The organism is Dictyobacter halimunensis, assembly GCF_036245075.1.
Genome location: NZ_BSRI01000002.1, coordinates 2,232,209 through 2,253,524, shown reverse-complemented (window position 1 = coordinate 2,253,524; position 21,316 = coordinate 2,232,209). Strand labels below are relative to the sequence as shown.

12 protein-coding genes, 2 tRNA genes, 2 rRNA genes and 1 pseudogene are annotated in these 21,316 nt (G+C 54.5%); 11 read left to right on the top strand and 6 right to left on the bottom strand.

From position 1 onward, the window contains the following. The first annotated feature begins 207 nt into the window (after window positions 1–207). On the top strand, window positions 208–1,077 hold the full coding sequence (locus AABA21_RS23455) for an MBL fold metallo-hydrolase (protein WP_338254057.1): 870 nt from the start codon (window positions 208–210) through the stop codon (window positions 1,075–1,077). A gap of 33 nt (window positions 1,078–1,110) precedes the next feature. Here the strand turns inward: AABA21_RS23455 and AABA21_RS23450 are convergent, their stop codons facing one another. Beyond that, on the bottom strand, window positions 1,111–5,679 hold the full coding sequence (locus AABA21_RS23450; RefSeq protein ID WP_338254055.1) for a GAP1-N2 domain-containing protein: 4,569 nt from the start codon (window positions 5,677–5,679) through the stop codon (window positions 1,111–1,113). Window positions 5,680–6,200: 521 nt separating this feature from the next. Between AABA21_RS23450 and rrf (AABA21_RS23445) the strand changes: the two genes are divergently transcribed. Together rrf (AABA21_RS23445) and AABA21_RS23440 are read left to right on the top strand one after the other, a co-directional pair. Further along, a 5S ribosomal RNA gene (rrf, locus tag AABA21_RS23445) occupies window positions 6,201–6,317 on the top strand. Between the two features lie 26 nt (window positions 6,318–6,343). Beyond that, window positions 6,344–6,418 (top strand) — tRNA-Gly (locus AABA21_RS23440). Window positions 6,419–6,581: 163 nt separating this feature from the next. Here the strand turns inward: AABA21_RS23440 and AABA21_RS23435 are convergent. Then, window positions 6,582–6,983 (bottom strand): PPOX class F420-dependent oxidoreductase, encoded by a 402-nt coding sequence (locus AABA21_RS23435; RefSeq protein WP_338254054.1) that lies wholly within the window; start codon window positions 6,981–6,983, stop codon window positions 6,582–6,584. Between the two features lie 592 nt (window positions 6,984–7,575). Here AABA21_RS23435 and AABA21_RS23430 point away from each other — a divergent pair. From AABA21_RS23430 to AABA21_RS23405, 6 genes are all read left to right on the top strand, one after another. Continuing rightward, window positions 7,576–7,647: transfer RNA gene (locus AABA21_RS23430), tRNA-Lys, on the top strand. A 359-nt stretch (window positions 7,648–8,006) separates the two neighbouring features. Next, on the top strand, window positions 8,007–8,405 hold the full coding sequence (locus AABA21_RS23425) for a response regulator (RefSeq protein ID WP_338254053.1): 399 nt from the start codon (window positions 8,007–8,009) through the stop codon (window positions 8,403–8,405). Between the two features lie 86 nt (window positions 8,406–8,491). Beyond that, window positions 8,492–8,743, top strand: a complete 252-nt coding sequence (locus AABA21_RS23420) for a YtxH domain-containing protein (RefSeq protein ID WP_338254052.1) — start codon at window positions 8,492–8,494, stop codon at window positions 8,741–8,743. A gap of 327 nt (window positions 8,744–9,070) precedes the next feature. Next, entirely contained in the window at window positions 9,071–10,027 is a 957-nt protein-coding gene (locus tag AABA21_RS23415) for a metallophosphoesterase family protein (RefSeq protein WP_338254050.1), read from the top strand. A gap of 616 nt (window positions 10,028–10,643) precedes the next feature. Next, window positions 10,644–11,531 carry a sugar phosphate isomerase/epimerase family protein gene (locus AABA21_RS23410; RefSeq protein ID WP_338254049.1) on the top strand — a complete coding sequence of 296 codons (888 nt, stop codon included), beginning with the start codon at window positions 10,644–10,646 and terminating at the stop codon, window positions 11,529–11,531. A 214-nt stretch (window positions 11,532–11,745) separates the two neighbouring features. Further along, window positions 11,746–12,033, top strand: coding sequence for a GlsB/YeaQ/YmgE family stress response membrane protein (locus tag AABA21_RS23405; protein ID WP_338254048.1), 288 nt, complete (start codon window positions 11,746–11,748; stop codon window positions 12,031–12,033). 75 nt (window positions 12,034–12,108) lie between these two features. Here the strand turns inward: AABA21_RS23405 and AABA21_RS23400 are convergent, their stop codons facing one another. Continuing rightward, complete coding sequence (locus tag AABA21_RS23400; protein WP_338254047.1) at window positions 12,109–14,832, bottom strand: family 78 glycoside hydrolase catalytic domain; 2,724 nt, start codon at window positions 14,830–14,832, stop codon at window positions 12,109–12,111. Window positions 14,833–15,179: 347 nt separating this feature from the next. On the opposite strand from AABA21_RS23400, the gene larC reads away from it, so the two are divergent. Next, window positions 15,180–15,968, top strand: coding sequence for a nickel pincer cofactor biosynthesis protein LarC (gene larC / locus AABA21_RS23395; protein WP_338254046.1), 789 nt, complete (start codon window positions 15,180–15,182; stop codon window positions 15,966–15,968). A 93-nt stretch (window positions 15,969–16,061) separates the two neighbouring features. After that, window positions 16,062–16,178, top strand: a 5S ribosomal RNA gene (gene rrf, locus AABA21_RS23390). Window positions 16,179–16,312: 134 nt separating this feature from the next. On the opposite strand, the gene AABA21_RS23385 is transcribed toward rrf (AABA21_RS23390), so the two are convergent. From AABA21_RS23385 to clpX, 3 genes and pseudogenes are all read right to left on the bottom strand, one after another. Next, window positions 16,313–16,978 carry a DUF4870 domain-containing protein gene (locus AABA21_RS23385; protein WP_338254044.1) on the bottom strand — a complete coding sequence of 222 codons (666 nt, stop codon included), beginning with the start codon at window positions 16,976–16,978 and terminating at the stop codon, window positions 16,313–16,315. Between the two features lie 319 nt (window positions 16,979–17,297). After that, a complete protein-coding gene (gene lon, locus AABA21_RS23380) occupies window positions 17,298–19,904 on the bottom strand; it encodes an endopeptidase La (protein ID WP_338254042.1) in 2,607 nt (868 codons plus the stop codon). A gap of 75 nt (window positions 19,905–19,979) precedes the next feature. Continuing rightward, window positions 19,980–21,253, bottom strand: a pseudogene (clpX, locus tag AABA21_RS39485) (ATP-dependent Clp protease ATP-binding subunit ClpX). Between the last annotated feature and the right edge of the window lie 63 nt (window positions 21,254–21,316).

Here is a 21,316-nt window from a genome sequence, read left to right as displayed (position 1 = left end):
AATTACGTCTCTCAAACATGTTATGTCCTAATCTGTCATGTTTTCGTGTTCGACGACATATTTCGTACGTGAAGGAAAAATCAGTCGCGAGGCCCGAACCTTCGATGGATGTTTCTTGTTGCTGTTACCAGCAGGTATTATGACACGTGTCGAAGGTGTGTAAGGTTTCTCATAGGACCACATGAATAGCAAAGAAAGAGGCCTCTTATGGATTTCAGGCATACCGTAGTGCTACCGGGCACGGCTGAAAAGACGCAGACTGGCCAGGGCACAATCTTCTTTATTGGCAATGCGACCATTCTCTTGCGCTACGCGGGCTTTACTATCCTGACCGATCCTAATTTCTTGCATCGCGGCGACCATGTACACCTGGGCTATGGCATGAAGGCGACTCGCCTGCACAATCCTGCCATGGAGCTGTCTGAACTGCCTCCGCTGGATATGGTGTTGCTCTCGCATCTGCATGAAGATCACTTTGATCGCGGGGTGGCGCGCGACCTCGATAAGGCGACCCCAATTACGACCACGCCGAAAGCGGCGGAAGCATTGAGGAAGAAGATGCACTTCTACCGCCTCTATCCCCTGGACACCTGGCAATCCCTGACGCTGGAGAAAGGGGAGCAGCGCCTGAACATTACCGCCATGCCCGGCAAGCATGGACCAGGACCACTCAATCCGCTCCTGCCACCGGTCATGGGGAGTATGCTCGAATTCGAGGTTCCCGGCCATAAAACCCTGCGCATGTATATCACCGGCGACACCCTGATGCATAAAGGATTGCGCGAGATCCCTAAGCGCTACCACGATATAGATATGGCTCTCCTGCACCTGGGAGGAACCAGGATGCTCAAGGTGATGCTGACGATGGATGCCGGGCAGGGGGTGAAGATGATCCAGCTGATCAATCCACGCACCGCGATCCCCGTTCACTACAATGACTACTCGGTTTTTACCTCACCGCTCTCGGATTTTCAGGCTGAGGCGGAGAAGGCCGGCCTGGCCAACCGGGTCCATTATCTCAAGCGCGGCGATACCTACACCTTTGAGGCGCCCGCGGCCACAGATGCGGGAAGATAGGATCGCCAGGCGATCCCTCTTCCCTCTCCCGGACTACCAGCGGCCCTCGATCTGGATCTCATCCTGGTAGAGCTTCTTGCGCTCCTCCAGCCAGCTATCCAGGTCGTAGCGCTCTTTAAGCAGACGCTCGGCGAAGCGCTCGCGTCGTCGGAAGATGCGCAGCACCTGCTTCACATCCGTCTCGGTGAAGTTATGCATCTTGACCAGCGCCACATAATCATCTGGCTGGAAGGATCGGAACTGCTCCAGCACGCGCTGCTCAAGCAGAAACTCCTCGATGCCACACTGCCCCTGCTTGATTCTAGATTCGATGCCTGAATTAATAAAGACGTTATCGATCAGATCATCAAGTGCCTTGCGCCTGAGGAACTGGTCATTCTGCCGCTGGACCTCCTGCAGATCCTTCTTTTCTTTCTTATAGTACGACCTCTCTTTGCTGTTCCACGGTGAGTTCTTGATCTGGGTATCCAGGATACTCAGCCGGTAGCCAATGTAGAGGCGCTTAAAGGCATGAATTTTATTCAGCTGATCCAGCATGATAGATTTGGATTGCACCATACCGATGGTGGTACGGGCGTTGGTCTCCTGTACGGATTGCTCCAGGGCCTTGAGGATCTCGGCGTTGGGTTGCGTGGCTATCTTGGTGAGCATCTGCGAATTGCGGTGCTTGAGCAATGGACGCGTTGTCTTCGGCCTCATCTGCGGCACCTCGGGTAGATTGGCGATGGCATGCTCGATCTCTGGAGTATACCTGATGCGATCTTTATATTGTGACTGCAGCACCTCCTGGTGCGCCTGGAACAGCGCCCCCTGATCCATCAACTTATAGGCGCTGACGACATCGCCCGCCAGCAAGGCGATGTCGCGCTCCTGCTGATTGACGTGGGTACCCGGATAGGCCACCTCTTTAAGCACCTGCTGGTAGGCCTGCGTGATGACCTCAACGTCCTCGTTCTGCACCGCTTTCTTGAACGCGGCCAGCACCCTGGCGGTATTTTTAGTATGCTGCTGCTGCATGTAGGTCTGCCAGACCTCTTTATAATCGAGCGGCCACAGCTCGCTCTGCTTATTGAGCCGCTCATATTCTTCGGCGTTCAGATCCCCGCACAGCGTCTGAAAGAACGTCAACAGGAAGGCCTCGTTTTTAGGATAGAGCGTCTCCTGCGCCTGTTCAAGCGCGACCTTGAGATAGGGGACCAGCCGCCGCACGTCCGGCTGCTGCTGATGGTAGGCGGCCATGTGGGTGGCCATATTCAAGAGCAGGGCCGTACCGGTCTCGGTCTCCGCCTCAGCCTCCAGCGTGGTACCGGTCAGGGCCGGGCCCAGGTTATCGAGCACACGCGTCAGATCCATCTCGCTATTGAGATGCCGGACCAGGATGGGCCAGAGCACATCGGCCAGGGCGCCACGCGCCTCCGGCTGCAATCCCAGCATCTGACCCAGCCGGGACCTGGCCAGGCGCACCCAGCGCTTGCTATCCTCAGGCGCGCTCAACAGCTTCTCGATGTAGAGCCAGCCGTTGATATAGAGCGTGAGCTCGGCGCTTATGCCGGACCCCTCGGATTCGCTGCGCTGCTGGAGCTGGCGCAGCAGGCCTGCAACGGTGGGATCAATCAGCCGGCTGGCATCCAGGCTGGTGACGTAGTTATACAGCACCGAGGTAAAGGCTGCGGGCCACTCTGGTAGCTGCAGCATCTCCTGGCAGTCCCGCTCCAGAAAGGTCGCCGTCTCCTCGTTGGTGAACCGCGCCAGCTGTAGTAACTCCTGTACGACTTCTGGCAACCCACGCGCGGCCAGCAAGAGGCTGCCCAGCACCCGGCTCTTATGGGGATCATCGATCTCTACCAGGTGCTGAAAGAACGTCAGGGCCAGCGGGGCCGTCTCGGCGCTGGCGATATTGTGTTGGAGGACCTGTTGGAAGGCCTGCCAGGACTGATCGGACTGCAGGAGATGTTTCAGCTGAGGTGCCTCCAGCGTCACCGGCTTCAGCAACACGCTATCGATGGCCATGTGGTGCCAGCTGGCTGGCAGCTGTTTATCGGCCAGCAGACGTTCAATCGTGCCCCATGAAACGTTCAACCAGGAATAGAGCGCCGGATGCCCGTCCAGCGCTTTAACCTGTGCCCACGTCTCCAACAGCGGCCGATGGATTTCCCACGGATAGACCTCGTCCGCGCAGCCCTGGATCGTCTGCATCAGATATTCAAGCAGACCACCATTGTTATCTGCGTTGAACCAGACCACCTCCTGGTGCTGCGCGGGAAGCGCGTTAAGCAGTACCCGCAGCACGATAAACAGATTGTTGCGCGCGTTGAGCTGCGCCTTCTCCTCGGTCTGCTCCAGCAGCAGATCCACCAGGTCATAGGTCAGCGGCAGAATCGACTCAAAGATGAAGTCTGCCACATTCTGTGCCACCTCGCTCTGAGGATGCTTCTCGGTGCAGCGGCGAATGACGAGCGCCGTCTCCGCTCCCTGGTGTTGCCACCACTGCTCATAGACAGGGGTGAACACATAAGGCCAGAGGTTGCCCCACAGGTCCAGCCAGGTTCTGCAGGCGCCCACCTCTGTGTCGGCCAGGGCGATCAGGGTAGAGAACATCTCATTCCACAGTGACCAGATAGGCCAGTTGGGCGAGGACTGTATCCCTTTCAGGGGATCCTCCTGCGTGATGATCTGCACGATATTGCCGATAATCAGCTCACCCAGCTGATAGAGCCTGTCCGCCACACTGGAATTCTGCCGGCCCATCCGGTTCAGCTCTTCGGCCCCATGTTTACCATAGGCGTTCCACCACTCCCAATAGATGGGATCGAAGGGCCGGGTCACAATATGCTCGAACAGATAGATCCAGACGGCGGGATCCTGGCGCGGACTGGTGATCTTGATCAGTTTCTCCTGCCAGTTATCGATGGACCAGCGATCCTCGCCCTGGATGGCCACCAGGATCTTATCGACCACGTTCTTGCCCAGCGGAGTCAGGGGTGTAAGCAGGTTTTCGTCCACGGGCAGCTTGAGTCTCTGGTGGATCGCCTGGAAGATGTTCTCACCCTTGATCTGCCACCAGAGTTGAAAGACCGGCACACCGAGGTCCTCGGCCGTCATATTCTGTACCAGCGCGAGCCAGATATGGGGGGATTGATGGAGAGGAGCCGTCATCTCCAGCATATCCATCCAAAAATACATATAGTCGGTATTATTGGAGCTTAGAGTCTGATTGACCTGTTCGGCGACCCGCATGCCCAGTTCGGTCATCGTCGCGTACAGGGTATCGATCACAAGCTGAATGTTGGATGGCAACGGATAGTGGGCGTACTTATCCAGGCAGGCAAAGAAGCTGACCAGGTCCTGGCGGCACGTATTCTCCCACCAGCTCCGGTTCCGCACGATCCATTGCAAGATCGAGCTCTGTACATTCGGACGCCGCAGCCGCTCCAGGTCGGCCAGCAGCATCTTCTCTTCATCAACGATATTATCCAGCCTGTGCTTGATAATATCGATCAACTCCTGCACATCATTTTGTGACAACGTCTCCTGGTAAGAAATATAGACACGCATAAAATGCGTCAGATCCTGGCAATGTTCCCGCTCGGCCTGCTTCAGAATTTCGAGGAGCTCACGATACGTATGGTTATTCTCATCGAGCAAGCAATCTACGGCGAAGAGGACAAAGCGTGCCAGTACCCCATCGAGCATTAATGGCGTGCTGCGACCGCTATAGCAATTGAGGGCGAAGCCATTGACCCCTTGATCCTGATAATACATCGCAGGCAGGTCGCTGGTAGAGGAGCCCATCCAGCACGTGCCGGTGATGACCGGATAATTCTGCGCCTCATCCTTCAGCCCATAGAAAGGGGAGACGCGCTCCATCTCTAAGCGCTCGTAGGTGGTGAAGGTGAGATCGCGCATGCTCTCCAGCGTGCGCGGCAGGCAGTGGGTCAGACCCCAGAGCAGGTAGGCAACCTGTTCCGGTGGCGCGGCGACATAGATGCGCTGTCCCGGCTGGCGCATAAGGAAAGCGCGCACGATAAACTCCAGGTGCTCACGCTTCAGCTTCTTCAAATCATCGCGGTCCAGGGTCCCACCGCGCATCTTCTCATTCTCGATGGTGACCCGCGTGCCGGGCTCCTGCAGCGAAGGGAACGTCACCGGGAGCAATTCTTTCTGCGTCTCCGGTAGCTCATCCTTCATCTTCCAGAAGCTTGAACCCCAGGTCGCCACCGCCTCACGAGCCGTAAACGCCAGCGGCCCGGCGGGCGACGAAACCTCTGGTAGATCAGTGATCATATGGCTAAAAAAATTGCTGCTGGCATTCATATCGTCGGGGGGACAATAGCACTTATGCAGCAACACATATTCTTGCTTTACCTTGATAAAGGCCAGCGAAACAGGGAGGTGTTGAGGAGGGATATCGCCCGAATCTTTAGTGTTCGCGGGAGGCACATAGCGAGCATGCGCCAGCAAAGCCTGTATACGGCCATTCTCTGGCACAAGCGAGTTGTCACCCTCCAGGAAACCTGGTGATGCCGCACGGATCTGGAATCCTGCGCCTCCAAAGCCCCTGGTCGACCAGGTATACCAGAGCTGTTCACTCTCCGTCTTCATGTACTACCGCCTTTGCCTCACTTATCTTATAAAAACTTCTCGTCTCTCTATCAGCTCATAATATAATTAAAGTGATTATTCTGTTAATGCTTAATTTGCAGGATCTATAGAAGAGAATCTTGACAGCGATGCGGTTTATCGTCATTTTGATAAATATATAACGATTTTCAATAGCCCTGGATTCTAGTGAATTAGATAAGAACTAGACCCTTAAAGAAGCTTGAAATATGGATCCAGTATAATATAGATAGAAATATATTACAAGACAACCCTTAGCGCAATAACGCCTTTCCCCATACTTCAACCACCTCAATGGCTCAGAAGGATAAGTACTGCCAAATCATGAAATACCCTGAAACACACAACCACCCCTACCCACAAGTCCCACCCAGCCACCTATCAGCATGAGCTGTGTGATCTGTCAACACTTTTTCAAACATTGTTTGAAAAAGTGTTGACAGATCACACAGCTCATGCTATTATAAACCACGTCGAAACGAACCGCTTGTATGTGCAGGCGAACCGGTGATTGTAGCGAAGAGGGCACACCCGTTCCCATCCCGAACACGGAAGTTAAGCTCTTCAGCCCTGATGATACTGCGTGGGCAACTGCGTGGGAAAATAAGACATCGCCGTTTCACCTGCCCACACGGGCGAATCGATCGCGGGAGTGGCTCAGTGGTAGAGCACTTCCTTGCCAAGGAAGATGTCGCGGGTTCGAATCCCGTCTCCCGCTCCATAGGCACCAACTCAAAGAGGTGGTGCCTCTTTCTTTTCCCGAAGGAAAGAAATCGGACGCGAGGTCCTAAAGTATGGCCCGCAGTGTGATCGTGCGTCGAGAGGAAATCGGACGCGAGGTCCGAACGTATGGGCGCGTATCCATTTCGTGCGGGGAAGGGCGATCAAGCAGGCTGGATTTCGATGATGGTTTGCTGGGCTTTGCGCAGCCTGCCGATCCCCATGAAGATGCGATACATCATGCCATATTTGCGGACCAGCGCCTCCTTGCCGATATGCTGTTCTTCAACTGGCAGCTCGCGGGCCTGTCCCTCTGCCTCTGGTCCCTGCACAACACCTCTACGATTACATGGCGCCAGGCGCACCTGTCCATTGTTGCGGATGCGTTTAACCTTGGCCGCCCCCTTGACGGTCGTAACGTATAGTTTGCCCTGCTCCAGCGCGAACCAGACCGGCGTGGGGACCCGCTGCCCCGATTTGCGGAACGTCGTTAGCTGGATAAAGCCTTCCCTGGCCAGATAATCAAAGGTGGCCGGCTCGGCGGATGAAGTCTTGTGAATGCTCATAACGGCTGTCAATCCTTTCGATGGATAAGATAATATTATAGCAATTGATATTTACACGAGTGTCATTCCATATTTTGCCAAAAGAAACCGTAACAAAAAAAAACGGACATGTGCTCGTAGGTGCGCCCCTTGCGGGCGCTTGCCGCGAAGCGGCCCCGTACCCGGGCGCGCACGTTCCACCAACGATACCATCTCCCCTCTCAAAGGGGCGCCAGTATGTTATGTTGAATGTATTGGCCCTTGCGGCCGAACCTACGTGTACGTTTCTTTTTCTTGTTACGGTTTCTTTTGGCAAAAATATGAACTGCACCCTATTTACATACAGGACGCTCGACCAGGTAGGGACAGGGTAGCTAGAAGCACCAACTTCTGCAAACTCCTCGCTTTTTTATATGTTGTTGCATCGGGGGCGCCCACCTACCTCCAGGGTGACAGAGTCACACCCATTCCTAACAAATAGTTTGAATAGGCTGCTGGAGCAGGGTCAGCACAATAGATTTCTGGCAAATCCATAAAAAAAGGCAAATTTAGTCTCAAACCCCCTTGCATTGCTCGGGCAGATGCACTATAATAGGCAACGTCAAACGTTGATGAGCGTGTAACTCAGTGGTAGAGTATCCGACTTTTAATCGGGTTGCCGTGGGTTCGATCCCCACCACGCTCACCTTTTTTTGCTACACTGGCTTTCCAACCTGGTTCACCTATACAGTCTGGTTGGTGATTGTGCTTGCAAGCACAACAAAGTCCAAGTGTAGTTTTTTTATTTGTCCGTGTACTGTCAACGTGTCGATTTTGTAAAACGTAATACATACAGAGCTCGGGTGTGCCAGATATTTGCCATGGGTATAGTCTACTACTACCCTTGTTTTGATGACCTGTATCGTGATACACTTACTCGCAGTACTCAAGAATGAAATGCTGTTGCATGACATACGTTTTGAACAACCTGAAGTATGAAGTGGCAGCACTTAACAGGAGGCAGTGCCACCGGGCAGTTGCGCGGATTTGTGGTGCTGATTGGATGTGACAAAACGCATACTTGTTGTCGATGACAGAAATGAATTACTCCACCTGATGCGTCGTGTGCTGGAAGATGAGCAGTATCAGGTTTCGATTTTGCAAGAGGGGAAAGATGCCTTCGCGACCGTCAAGAGCATGATCCCTGACCTACTGATTCTCGACCTGAAACTGGGTGACATGTCCGGGCAAGAGGTATTAAAGCAGATAAAAAGTGATACAACCACTGCCGATATTCCTGTAATCGTCTATACCGCCGCAGTCCTTGAGGCTGAGGAAGTGTCCAGGTCGATCGAGAGTCAACCAAAGTTTTATAATGACGTCCATCTATTGCGCAAACCTTTCGAACTTACCGCCCTACTGGATAAGGTCGAAGAATTGCTGGAGAACCCCGGACACGTATAAGTACCATTTATGAACGTATGAGTGGCTGGACATAGCAGGGTATCTGTATACTAAACGTATAAGAAACAAACAGAAAGGAATCGCGAATGAAATTTGTATTAGGAATGGTCTTCGGATTTGGCCTGGGCATAGCAGCTGGCCTGTTACTGGCTCCCCAATCCGGTGAAGCGACGCGTGCCCAATTAAATGAGCAGGGCATTCAGCTGAGCGGTGGCGCATTCAACGATGAGATCCGCGCTCGTGCTCAAGAGGCGCTGGTTCAGGGCCGCGAACTCTATTCGCGCACCAAAACAGAATTAAATGATCGCTATACCCGCGCCAAAAACAGCAACTTCTAATAGCTGTTATTTCGCACCCAAAAAAGGTCTGCCACTCTAAAAGAGTGGCAGACCTTTTTTTACCCCAATGCTTTTCCGTAGTGCCTGCGGCACTCAAATTTTATGGTGTGGTGATGTAGTAGGAGCCCTTGCGGCACTCAAGTTTAGTAGTGTGGTGGTGTAGTAGCTCCGCGCAGAGCGCGGAGCTACTACACCACCACACCATAAAACCCTGGTCGGGCTCGTCAGCGCCCGAGTCATATATTAATAACAGTTGCTTAATAATAAGCTATTACAATAGCTGATAATGTATAGTCCAGTTTCAACAGCAGAAAGTGGTTATAAGCTATGCTTTCTTTGCAAGATGAACATATTCGGGAGCCCATCTGTACTTTCTGGGCGATCGGCGACCTGCACTATCGCGCCATTCCGGCCTGGCACCAGATTCATACGCAGCGGCTGACCGCGCTGTTTGAGGATGTACGAGAGCTGTGGCAGCAGGAGGGGCACCCCGCCTTCTGTGTTTCGCCGGGAGACATCGTGGATACGTGCGCGCTGGAAAATTACCAGGTCGCCCGCGACTCATTGCAGGTCCAATTTGGCGCGCTTCCTTTTTATCCAGGCGTCGGCAACCATGAATATCATGGACCCGATGGAGAGGATCCCGCGCGCATGGGCGAGACCTTTACCTCTGTATGGGGCAGGCCGCTGCGCTATAGCTGGCAGGAGCAGGGAATGGTCTTTATAATGCTGGATTATCCCGATCCGATGACGCTGGAAGATCCGCAGCGCGTCTATATTTCGCCGCAGACACTGGCCTTCTTGGAGCAGACGTTGCAGGAGCACGCGGGCCAGCCGGCGGTGATTTTTCTTCATTGCCCTCTGCATAACACTGTTCTGGATCGCGATGTGGAGAAGCATCGTGACTATAATTCGCTGCAGCATTTCTTCGCGCCAGAGAATTCCGCCGAGGTGCGCGCGGTACTGGTGCGCCAGCAGAACAGTTGCCTGTTTATCAGCGGCCACACCCATTCTGGCTGGGAGGCCCCCAACCTGGTGTTAACCGAGCAGGCTGGCGACCATCCTGTGACCTTCGTGAACCTGATGTCTCCCTGGTACACCGGGACACACACCGGCTCACGCCTGAGCGACGATCGGCAATCGATGCGCTACATCCCGGATGATCCCGATATCGTGCCCAGCTTCTCCTTCCATCTGTTCGCGGACCACGCCCTGATTCGTGTTCGAGAGCACAGATCCCGCACCTGGCTCAAGTCATGGGAGGTTCCTTTAACGAGCCATTAAAGGACAATACAGGCGTTTTCTCGGTACGTATGCACCTTGACAAAGCTACGGCTAGTCGGGTACTGTTTTATCATGATCGATCACATGATCGATCATATTTCGCACCTGCGGTGCTCAAAAGGTTATTATGTTGGTGCATAGGGTGCGCATTCGCGCACCCTATGCACCAACATAATAACCACAGTGTGTACGCGCTCGCGTGTTCGTATCAGCGGTGCTCAGAAGTTTGTTTTATGGAGGTGCATGGTGCGCATCCGCGCGCCCTATGCACTTCCATGAAACAAACCACAGTGCGGAGGCGCTCACGTGTTCGCATCTGCGGTGCTCAAAAGTCAATTTTATGTAGGTGCATGGTGCGCATCCGCGCTCTCTATGCACTTCCATGAAACACACAGTGTGTACGCACTCACGTGTTCGCACCTGCGGTGCTCAGAAGTCAATTTTATGTAGGTGCATGGAGTGCGCATCCGCGCACTCCATGCACCTACATAAAAAAACAGTGCGGCCGCGCAGCGGACGCGCGTGTGGGGGCGCTCACTTGCCCCACGATGACGAAAGTAAGGCTTACACTTAGACTAGACGGACCTCTCCGGCAGAGAGAGATGGAAGGAGCCCTATGAAGCTTAGTTTTCTCACTGCGAACGTGAACGACTTAGAAAAAGCGGCGAAGCTCGGTTTTGATGGCATTGAGCTAAATATACGAGCCTTCGGCAATCCGGCCAATGGTCCTCTCGATAAAGACGCGATCGCCAATGCGCGCCAGCTGGCCAACAAATATCATGTGGGCATTCATTCAGTGGCGTTCTACGATGTCTCGGGGCGGCAGTACAACGAGAACCCTGACCTGGCGCTCCCAGCTTACGAGCGTGTCTTTGATGCCTTGGAGGCGCTGGAACTGGATGTGGTGGCGAGCATGGGTGGCTTTGATGCCAGCAAAGATTGGAATGGCAATATCCAGCTGTTCGCGGATCGTTTTGGTCCTGTGGCTGAGGCTGCGGAGAAGCGCGGCGTCAAGATCGCCTTCGAGAACTGGATGTCGGTCCATGGACGTCTGCCATTTAAGCCGGTGAATATTGGTGGCTCGCCTGATACCTGGGACGCGATGTTTAAGGCGGTCCCCTCACGCGCGCTGGGCCTTGAGTTCGACCCGTCCCACCTCTACTGGCAGGGAATCGATCATATTCGCGCGCTCCATGAGTTTAAGGATCGCATCTATCACGTGCATGCCAAGGATACCGAGATGCTGCCAGAGCGTCGTTACAGAGGTGGCGTCAACGGCGATTATTTCCGCTTCCGCATCCCCGGCTACGGCGAAATCAACTGGCCGCAGTTTATCTCGGCTTTGGATGAAATCGGCTATACCGGCGATATCGCCATCGAGCACGAAGATCCCGTCTACTGGAACGATAAATTTGATGAAGGACTGGATCGTGGCTGGCATGTGCTTAATCCGCTGATCCATCCCCAGGAGCGCTCCTGGCAGAACGTCACCATTACCAGGTAAATTGTTTTTTATATAAGTTTTTTTCAGAAAAGGAGATGGGCAACTTCATGGGCGCATCCGCGCCCATGAAGTTGCCCATCTCCTTTTTATAAACTGTCCAGGTAATCTCATCTCTTTTGGCTTGTGGATCGTATAATAATTGTCGTCATATTGACGCACATAGTTATCATGATAGAGTTTCTTTAGCAAGCTTAGTTTAAGGGGTGAAAGCATTATGAGTCTTGTTCTTGGTGCAGCACTTAACCCTGGTGGCCTTATTGCCTGGATTGTTATCGGTCTGGTTGCCGGCTGGCTGGCTGGCATGATCATGCCGGGCAAAGGCTATGGTATTATCGGTGACCTGATTCTGGGTCTGGTTGGCGCTTTTATTGGTGGCTTGATTGTTAACCTGGTTGCTCCCGATGCCTCGTTTGGTTTCTGGGGTAGCCTGTTGGTAGCCCTTATCGGCGCCTGTATCCTGGTTGGGATCCTGCACGCTGTGACGGGACGCAGAGCGGTATAAGCGGCTCTCACGCCAAACAAAAAGATGCTCCAAGGGTTTCTCCCTTGGAGCATCTTTTTGTTTGGCGTATGCTCGCTAGCTGGCGCGCACGCGGAAGGAATAGGTGCCTGAGCCAAGCTCAAACAGCCTGCGTTCCTCCTCTTCCTGTACAAAGGTTACGCCGTCGGCCTCTTCAGCCGGGGTGCCACCTTCTAATATCTGTGTGTCGCCGGTTGCCGGCAGGGCGATGGTGGCCGTAGTATTGGCCGGAATCGTGACCGTGAAGGTCAGCGCGCCCCCCTCTTTTTGCCAGGCGCTGGCGATGCGACCATGGATCGACATAAACTCGGCTTTGGCATAGGTGAGATCGTCCCCAGGATAGGGGCGCAGCTGGATATGCTGATAGCCGGGCCGCTGCTGGTCGGTACTGATGCCCGCCACGTATTGGAAGAGCCACTGTCCCACCGAACCCAGCGAATAATGATTGAACGAGTTCATGCCTGGGTCCTGGAAGCCTTTATCGGTGGTCCAGCCATCCCAACGCTCCCAGATCGTGGTAGCGCCGTGTTTAATCGAGTAGCCCCACGATGGGAAGGTGTCGTTTTTGAGTAGCTGGAAGGCAACCTCGCTGTAGCCGGAATTGGTGAGGACGGGGCAGAGATAGCCGACGCCTACAAAGCCGGTTGAGAGATGGCCATTCTTTTTCTCGATCTCTTTGACCAGGTGCCGGGCGGCCAGGGGACGCAGATGTTCCGGCAGTAGCTGCATCTGTAGCGCGACTACGTAGCAGGTCTGGGTGCCGCCGCTGATATGGCCCTCTTCATCGACATAGGCCCGTGTAAACGCCTCGCCGATGCCCTTGAAGAGGCGCTGATACTTTTCCGCATCCTCCTCGCGTCCCAGGGCACGGGCGATGTGAGACATCAGCAGGGCGTCATAGCCAAAGTAGGCGGTAGCCAGCACCTCTTTGGGGGTATCGGCCTCGATCGAGAGCCAGTCACCAAAGTCGTTGTGGCGCTTATTTTTCCACAGCAGTTCTGGATTGGCTTCGTGCAGATACGCCAGCCAGCGCGCCATGGCGTCGTAGTGCTCCTCCAGGATGCGTGTATCCCCATACATCTGATAGATGGTCCAGGGTACGATGATGCCCGCGTCACCCCAGGCGGGCGCGCCATTGGTCTTCAAGACCACGCGCGGGGCTACGTCAGGGAAGCCACCATCGGGCGCCTGCGCATCCACTACGTCGCGCATCCACTTGGTGAAGAAGGCGGCCACATCCATGTTATAGCAGGCGGTACGCACGAAGATCTGGGCATCGCCCATCCAGCCCAGGCGCTCGTCGCGCTGGGGACAATCGGTTGGCACGCTGATAAAATTGCCACGCTGGCCCCAGACGATATTCTTCTGTAGCTGGTTCACCATGGGATTGGAGCATTCGAAGCTGCCGGTGGGCGGGGTATCCGAGTGGGCTACCATGCCGGTCAGGGCATCCAGTGTTGGCTGGCCTGGATAGCCGCTGATCTCGACGTAGCGGAAGCCATGGAAGGTAAAGTGGGGCTCAAAGACCTCTTGCCCCTGCCCCTTGAGGATGTAGGTATCGGTCTGGCGCGCGCTGCGCAGATTGGTGGCATAGATAGTGCCGTCCGGGTTGAGCATCTCAACGAAGCGCAACTGCACGCGTGTACCGGCCTCTCCTGCGACCTGTAGACGTACCCAGCCGACCATGTTTTGTCCCATATCATAAATAAAGACCCCTGGCGAGATCTCTGTTACGCTCTGCGGGGTCAGGGTCTGCGTGACGCGGATCGGCTGATCCGGCTCGGCCACCAGCTGTACGGCGGTGTCGCGCTCCTCAACCAGGACCGGCTGCCAGCGACCATCGGGCTGAAAGGTCGGCTGGCCCCAGTCCCCCAGCTCGTGGCGGGCATCATAGGTTTCACCGGCCAGGAAGTCCGAGTAGACGATGGGACCCAGGGCTCCCTGCCAGTTTTCGTCCGAGACGATTGTCTGACTGTTACCATCGGTATATTCAATCTGCATCTGCAGCAGGAGGCGAGGAGCAGAGCCGTAATGCTGATAGTTGCTGTTTTGCCCCCCCATCCCGAAGCCAACGTGCCCACAATACCAGCCGGTGCCCAGTATGGCCGCGACGCTATTCTCACCCTGTTGGAGTTGTGTCGTGATATCGTAGGTTTGATACTGGATGCGCTGCTGGTAATCGGTCCAGCCTGGCGCGAAATAGGCATCCCCGACGCGCTGGCCGTTGATGTGAACCTCGTAGACCCCTTTCGCCGTCACATAGAGGCGCGCCTTACGTACAGCGCGGGGTAACGTGGCGATGGTGCGCAGGTAGGGACTTGACTGCAGGCCGGGCAGCTTTTGCATCGGCTCCACATCGACGGCATCGTAGGCCGGCATGGACGACTGTAGCCCGATCCACTTTCCCTGCCAGTCGCCATCGTTCAACAGACCCATCTCCCATCTGGCGCTGGCGCTGAAGTCCGATGCCTCATCCCGCGCATCCCAGACGCGTACCTGCCACCAGCACTGCTGGCCCGAAGTAAGCGCGCTCCCGGCATACAGGATCTGGCTACTCTGCTGTGATGAGACCTTGCCGCTGTCCCAGAGATCTCCCTGTCCCTGTGCCAGGCCGGGTTCAGTACTGCTAACCAGAATCTGATAGGCTGTTTGTTTCAGTGAACGCTGCTCGGGAGAGGTAGCCTCCAGCTGCCAGCTCAATCGGGGCTGTGTGGTATCGATACCAGATGGATTGTCCAGATATTCACAACGCAGCCGTGCCGGTGTGATTGTTGTCGTCATGACGTTGTTTTTCCTTCCGTGCGAGAAATAGTCGTCATCATTCATTTTGTTTCGGAGCCTTTCAATTGGTTAACATATGGGTCGCGTAATTGTCAAGCTTTTCCTGAATTTATTTGAGAAGTGGTCAATTATAAGTCATTCGCTTGCATCTCCAGTCATTCCGGCATAAGCTAAAGGGAGAACTTCCCGCCGCAGGCGGGAAGAGTAGTGAGTTGTTTGGGGACACCCCAAACCCCGGCAGGAGGGGCTCGCCCCCCCTGCACCTCCCCACTTTATACCTGCTTTTGTTTGTTAGACATCATTGGGGGATGGCGCATTCATTGGTTGGTAGAAATAAAAAGGAAGCTATGTCGCAAAAGATCGCTTATCTGGATTGTCATTCTGGTGCGAGTGGAGATATGTTGTTGGGCGCGTTCCTGGACGCGGGTCTATCGCTGGACAGGTTGCGCGGCGAGCTGCAGGCGCTGCCCGTTGAGGGCTATGAGCTCAGGCTTTCGCCGTACGCGGATCAGGGTATCACGGGCTCACGCTTTGAGGTTATATTGGCGGAGCAGGATCAGCCCACGCGCAGCTTTACCGATATCGCTGCCCTGCTGGCATCGTCTCAGCTCTCGCCGTGGGTGCGCGATACCGCCACGGCCATCTTTCGTCGCCTGGGAGAGGCCGAGGCGGCTGTGCATGGCGTGTCCCTGGAAGAGATCCACTTCCACGAAGTGGGCGCGGTCGACGCCATCGTTGATATCGTCGGCAATACGCTGGCGATAGAGATGCTGGGCATTACGCAGCTCTATGCCTCGCCGCTGCCCCTGACACGTGGACACCTGCGCATGGCGCATGGATTGATGCCCGTGCCGGCCCCCGCGACGCTGGAGATCCTCAGCGCCGTCAAGGCCCCCTGGGTTCCGACGCAGCTAGAGGGTGAATTCGTCACCCCCACGGGAGCCGCCATCCTGGCTACCCTGGCGCGCTTTGAGATGCCGGCCATCGCCATCGAACGCGTCGGCTACGGCTTCGGCAAAAAACGCGTCATCTGGCCCAACTGCCTGCGTGCCTGCCTGGGAGAAACCTATGGTCTTTCTCAAGACCACAACCATCACAACCATCACGAACATTCCCATGGGCATACCCACTCCTGAAAAACAAAGCCGGGCCAAAAAGACTTGACTTTTGGTCCGGCTTATGGTAATATTGTTTATGTTGTTGAAACGAACACCTGTATGTGCAGGTGAACCGGTGATAATCGCGAAGAGGGTACACCCGTTCCCATCCCGAACACGGAAGTTAAGCTCTTCCTCCCCGATGATACTGCGTGGGCAACTGCGTGGGAAAATAGGAAATCGCCGTTTCACCCGCCCACACGGGTGTTTTTTTATGGTTGCTGTGGTACAAAGCTAATCGGACGCGAGGTCCGAACTTATGGATAAAAGTGGAGTCCCGGCGCCAGTACGCGCCGGGACTTTGTCGTGGTGTGATGTGGTGGTTAGAAGGTGCTGGTGCCCTGGTTGGCGTATTTCTCCGCATAGTCGCCAATAACAGGCAATTTGAAGTATTTGCCCTGGAAGGCGTTAACCATACAGACAATCCAGGCTACAAAGACAGCCAGACCTACGATGCTGGTCAAGCAGCTCACAGCCAGGCCTGCAGCACCTAGATAACGTGATACGATACCAAGAACAATGCTGAGGACTGTCCAGCCACCTGTGAGAAAGATGGATTGCATGGCATGGAAGCGGACCAGGCGATTCTTCTTTTCCATGAGGAAGAAGATCAACCCACCGATCCAGCCGAAAATCAGATAGCTCAGGCCACTGGCGATGTTGGGATCCATGTTCATGGTCGAGCCTTCGCGGCCAGGAGCGTTGGCGCCGTAAGGATTCTGCTGGCCATATGGAGCCTGCTGGCCGTATGGGGTCTGCTGCTGACCATAGCCCTGCTGACCATAACCGGGTTGCTGCTGGCCAGGCTGCTGACCGTAGCCGGGCTGCTGCCCCTGCCCCTCATAGGGAGGGTAACCGCCAGATTGATTATACTGCTGGCCGCTGTAAGGATCGGTTGGTTGTGGTTGCTGCGGCTGATTCGGATTGTAGCCGCCGTACTGACCGGAACCGGGATACTGACCTGACTGATTAGGATCTTGGTAACTCATGATGCCAACCCTCTCTTTATATGCGTAACTCGCTTGCGCTATACGTAGATGGGTAAAAATAACCCAGCATTCTTAACACTGTAAACGCTTGCTCGCCGAGACTTTTGGATGCCAGTTTTGCAGCGGCTGCTACTCGGTCATCCGGCTGTTAGATTTGCCTTTGTCGATAATTCCATAAGTACAAACCTGTTGCATAGATAAGAACATAGATGAAAAGGGATGCGTCAGTGTCAAGCATAGTAGCGTATGAAGAGGCAATACACAGGCTGCCTCTTCATATTCAAGCTTTCACTACTAGTATAACGCACGAGGATGAGATTTATCCAATCGTTTTGTCATTTCTTTTTGTGTGCGCGGAAGAATAATGATTTTGTGATTTCTGATCCGTAGGGGGAACCATGAAGTTCGACGAATCAGACTGATCTTCATCACCGGGCTCTTCCTGCTGCGGTAAGCCAGTGCGGCGCATATTTTTATCGGGGGAGATCGCCGTCTGCTCATCTCGCAGGATCGTGATTGGCTCATTGCCATTTCTGGACGATAACTCTTCGGGAGGAGCTTCCATTAGGGCCGTATCGATAACCTGGTCCATATTATCGACCAGGATGAAGTTGATCTGCTGGCGAATCTTGGCTGGAATCTCCTGCAGATCTTTCTGGTTTACGGCTGGAATGATCAGATTATGGATATTGGCCTGCTGCGCGGCCAGCACCTTTTCTTTGAGACCGCCGATAGCCAGCACGCTACCCAGCAGCGTGACCTCGCCCGTCATCGCCAGGTCCGTGCGAATCGGTCGATGGGTGAGCGCGGAGACAAGCGCGGTAGCAATAGTAATGCCAGCCGAGGGACCATCCTTTGGAATGGCGTTCTCGGGCAGGTGGATATGCAGGTCGGTCGTGTCCTGGAAGTTGGAGTCAATCTCCAACTCATCGGCCCTGGTACGGATGTACGAGAGCGCCGCCATTACCGACTCGCGCATGACATCGCCCAGCTGTCCTGTGACCAGTAGCTCGCCCTTTCCATTCATGGTAACGACCTCAACCGGCAAGAGGATGCCGCCCATCTCGGTCCAGGCCAGACCCATCGCGGCCCCGATCTGTGTACGCATCAGTGGGGGAGCGCTGGTATAGCGTGGTGGTCCCAGGTACTGTTCCAGCTTATTTACTGTTAGACGCACATGGGTATCTGGCTTCTCCAGTACACGCCTGGCTACCTTGCGGCAGATATTGGCCAGCATGCGATCAAGATTGCGCACCCCGGCCTCACGTGTATAGTCCGTCACGATACGCTGCATCACGGTCTGTGGAATTTTCAACTGTTCGGGCGTGAGGCCATGTTCTTGCAGAACTTTGGGCAGCAGGTGCCTCATCCCAATATTGACTTTTTCTTCAAGCATATAGCCGGGCAGATCAATGATATCCATCCTATCGGCCAGTGGACGAGGGATCTGATACTTGATATTGCCGGTACAGATGAAGAATACCTCGGACAGGTCGAACGGCATCTCCAGGTAATGGTCTGTAAAGGCCTGATTCTGCTCGGGATCAAGTACCTCAAGCAAGGCGGCAGCCGGATCACCGCGATACTCGGAAGAGAGCTTATCGATCTCATCGAGCAAGAAGACGGGATTGCGTACCCCGACGGTTTTCATGCTCTGGATGATGCGGCCGGGCAGGGCGCCAACGTAGGTGCGGCGATGTCCACGGATCTCCGCTTCATCATGCACGCCACCCAGCGAGATGCGCGCGAATTTGCGGTTCAGCGCCCTGGCGATCGATTGTCCCAGGGTCGTTTTACCCACACCGGGAGGGCCGATCAGACACAGGATCTGACCCTGGCTCATATTTCTCGGCTGGCCACTACGCTGCGCGGCCTGAATACGCAACTGCCGCACCGCCAGGAACTCAAGGATGCGCTCTTTAATGCCTTCCAGGCCATAGTGGTCCTCGTCAAGGATATTACGCGCATTCTCGATGTCGAACACTTCTTCGCTACGCTCATTCCATGGCAGGGCCAGTACCCAATCGATGTATGAGCGGATCACCGTGAGCTCCGCCGACTGTGAAGGGGTGCGTTCCAGGCGATCGATCTCCTTGCGCACTTTACTGGCGGCCTCTGTCGGCAACTGCTTCTCAGCCAGCTTGTGGCGCAGCTCATCGGCCTCCGAAGAGGTCTCCATGCCCAACTCTTCCTGAATGGCGCGCAGCTGCTCACGCAGATAGAACTCTTTTTGCGAACGATCCACCTGTGACCGGACGCGGCTGCGGATGGTCGTTTCCAGCTCCAGGATCTCGATCTCGTTGCCCATGATCACGCAGATCTTCTCCAGTCGCTCCATCGGATCCAGTGTCTCCAGCAGATCCTGTTGCTGCTGCATATCTGTCACCAGGTGGGCCGCGAGTGTATCGGAGAGGAGTGCGGGCTTCTTAAGCGCCACAATCGAGTTAATATCCTCAACGGAAAAGCGTCGATTGAGCTGCGCATAGCGTTCAAAGAGGCTGGTCGTATGGCGGACCAGGGCATCGGCTGTTGGCCCCTTTTGTTCGGGCTCAGTCTGCTCGGTCACGTGTACGCGGATAAACGGTTCATGGTCCAAAAATTCATCGATCGTGACCCGGTTAATGCCACGAATCAGCACCTGCAGGCTACCATCCTGCTGCCGGTGCATGGTCACGATCTCGATCAGTGTGCCGGTGGGGTAGATATCTTTGGCCTGAGGATCATCGATGTCGACGCTACGCTGGGTCGCGGCCACAAGGATATGCTCAGGGCGTAACATAGCTTCTTCAATAGCACGTATGGTCTTCTCACGAGCGATGGGGAGTGCCTGACGATTGTGAGGAAACGCAACGATGCTTTTTAACGCAACCAGAGGATACGCGTTGTCTCTATTTTGTACCACATCCAGGCGTTCTTGCTCACTCATTGGTTTCCACCTATCTTCTAACTGATCAACCACAGAGATAACACAACTATACCGCAAAAAGCAGAAGAGTCTGCTTTACGCAGACTCATCTTCAGAATAGGTTGTATTTCTTTCACCACGCGTTACCAGTAGCGGTTTATTATGGATGTTTATCACATCTCCATTAATAATCACTTTTTTCACATCGGCACGAGAGGGTATCTCGTACATAATATCTAACAGTACGTCCTCGATAATCGTACGCAATCCGCGAGCGCCTGTCTTTTGACGCAGGGCGCATTCGGCTGCGGCCTCCAGGGCATCGTTCGTGAAAACAAGTTCAACGCGATCGAGTTGTAAGAATTTCTGATATTGTTTGACAATAGCGTTTTTCGGCTCCGTCAAAATACGGATCAGTGCTTCTTTATCCAGGCTGTCGAGGGCGACCTCGACTGGAAGGCGTCCCACAAACTCAGGGATCAAGCCATATTTGAGCAGGTCATCGGGGATGAGCTGCGCCAACACGGTCTCGCTGCTTTCCTTTACCTTCGGGTTTTTTCTTTTTTATCCGCGTTGCGGAAGCCCATGGCCTTATTGCTGCCCAGGCGTTGCTCGACAATCTTGTCCAGTCCTTCAAACGCACCACCGCAGATAAACAGGATATTGGCTGTATTGATCTGGATGAAGTCTTGATGCGGATGCTTACGGCCACCCTGAGGTGGAACGTTGGCGACCGTGCCCTCAATGATCTTCAGCAAAGCCTGCTGCACGCCTTCGCCAGAGACATCGCGCGTAATCGAAGGATTGTCGGACTTGCGAGCAATCTTGTCGATTTCGTCGATATAGACTATTCCACGTTCAGCCCGAGCTACATCGAAGTCAGCCATCTGGATCAGGCGCAACAGGATGTTCTCTACGTCCTCACCGACATAGCCGGCCTCAGTCAAGGCGGTGGCATCGGCGATACAGAACGGCACATCCAGGACCTTGGCGAGCGTCTGCGCCAGGAGGGTCTTACCGCTACCGGTAGGACCAATCATCAAGATGTTACTCTTGCCTAGCTCGACGTCATCAACCTGCATCCCAACGCCAACGCGTTTGTAGTGGTTATAGACCGCTACCGACAACGCCTTCTTGGCGCGTTCCTGCCCGATCACATACTGGCTGAGCTGCTCGTAGATCTTCTTCGGCGTGGGTAATTTGCCCGTCTGGAGGCGAGGCTTGGCAACAGTGGCTTGCTCTTCCTCGATGATTTCTCGACAGAGGTCGATACACTCATCACAGATATAGACACCACCAGGGCCAGCGATTAAACGCTGAACCTGGTCCTGGCTTTTACCGCAAAAAGAGCATCGGTATGTCGTACGCATATTCTTTGAGTTTGCCACGTCTGTTACCTTTCCTGCATGTACAACACAGCACCAAATGGTTGC

Excerpts from the sequence above, each read along its gene's own strand:
- AABA21_RS23385 (WP_338254044.1), bottom strand. The coding sequence starts at position 16,978 with ATGAGTTACCAAGATCCTAATCAGTCAGGTCAGTATCCCGGTTCCGGT.
- AABA21_RS23410 (WP_338254049.1), top strand. The coding sequence starts at position 10,644 with ATGAAGCTTAGTTTTCTCACTGCGAACGTGAACGACTTAGAAAAAGCG.
- AABA21_RS23405 (WP_338254048.1), top strand. The coding sequence starts at position 11,746 with ATGAGTCTTGTTCTTGGTGCAGCACTTAACCCTGGTGGCCTTATTGCC.
- AABA21_RS23400 (WP_338254047.1), bottom strand. The coding sequence starts at position 14,832 with ATGACGACAACAATCACACCGGCACGGCTGCGTTGTGAATATCTGGAC.
- larC (WP_338254046.1), top strand. The coding sequence starts at position 15,180 with ATGTCGCAAAAGATCGCTTATCTGGATTGTCATTCTGGTGCGAGTGGA.
- AABA21_RS23435 (WP_338254054.1), bottom strand. The coding sequence starts at position 6,983 with ATGAGCATTCACAAGACTTCATCCGCCGAGCCGGCCACCTTTGATTAT.
- AABA21_RS23455 (WP_338254057.1), top strand. The coding sequence starts at position 208 with ATGGATTTCAGGCATACCGTAGTGCTACCGGGCACGGCTGAAAAGACG.
- AABA21_RS23415 (WP_338254050.1), top strand. The coding sequence starts at position 9,071 with ATGCTTTCTTTGCAAGATGAACATATTCGGGAGCCCATCTGTACTTTC.
- lon (WP_338254042.1), bottom strand. The coding sequence starts at position 19,904 with ATGAGTGAGCAAGAACGCCTGGATGTGGTACAAAATAGAGACAACGCG.
- AABA21_RS23450 (WP_338254055.1), bottom strand. The coding sequence starts at position 5,679 with ATGAAGACGGAGAGTGAACAGCTCTGGTATACCTGGTCGACCAGGGGC.
- AABA21_RS23420 (WP_338254052.1), top strand. The coding sequence starts at position 8,492 with ATGAAATTTGTATTAGGAATGGTCTTCGGATTTGGCCTGGGCATAGCA.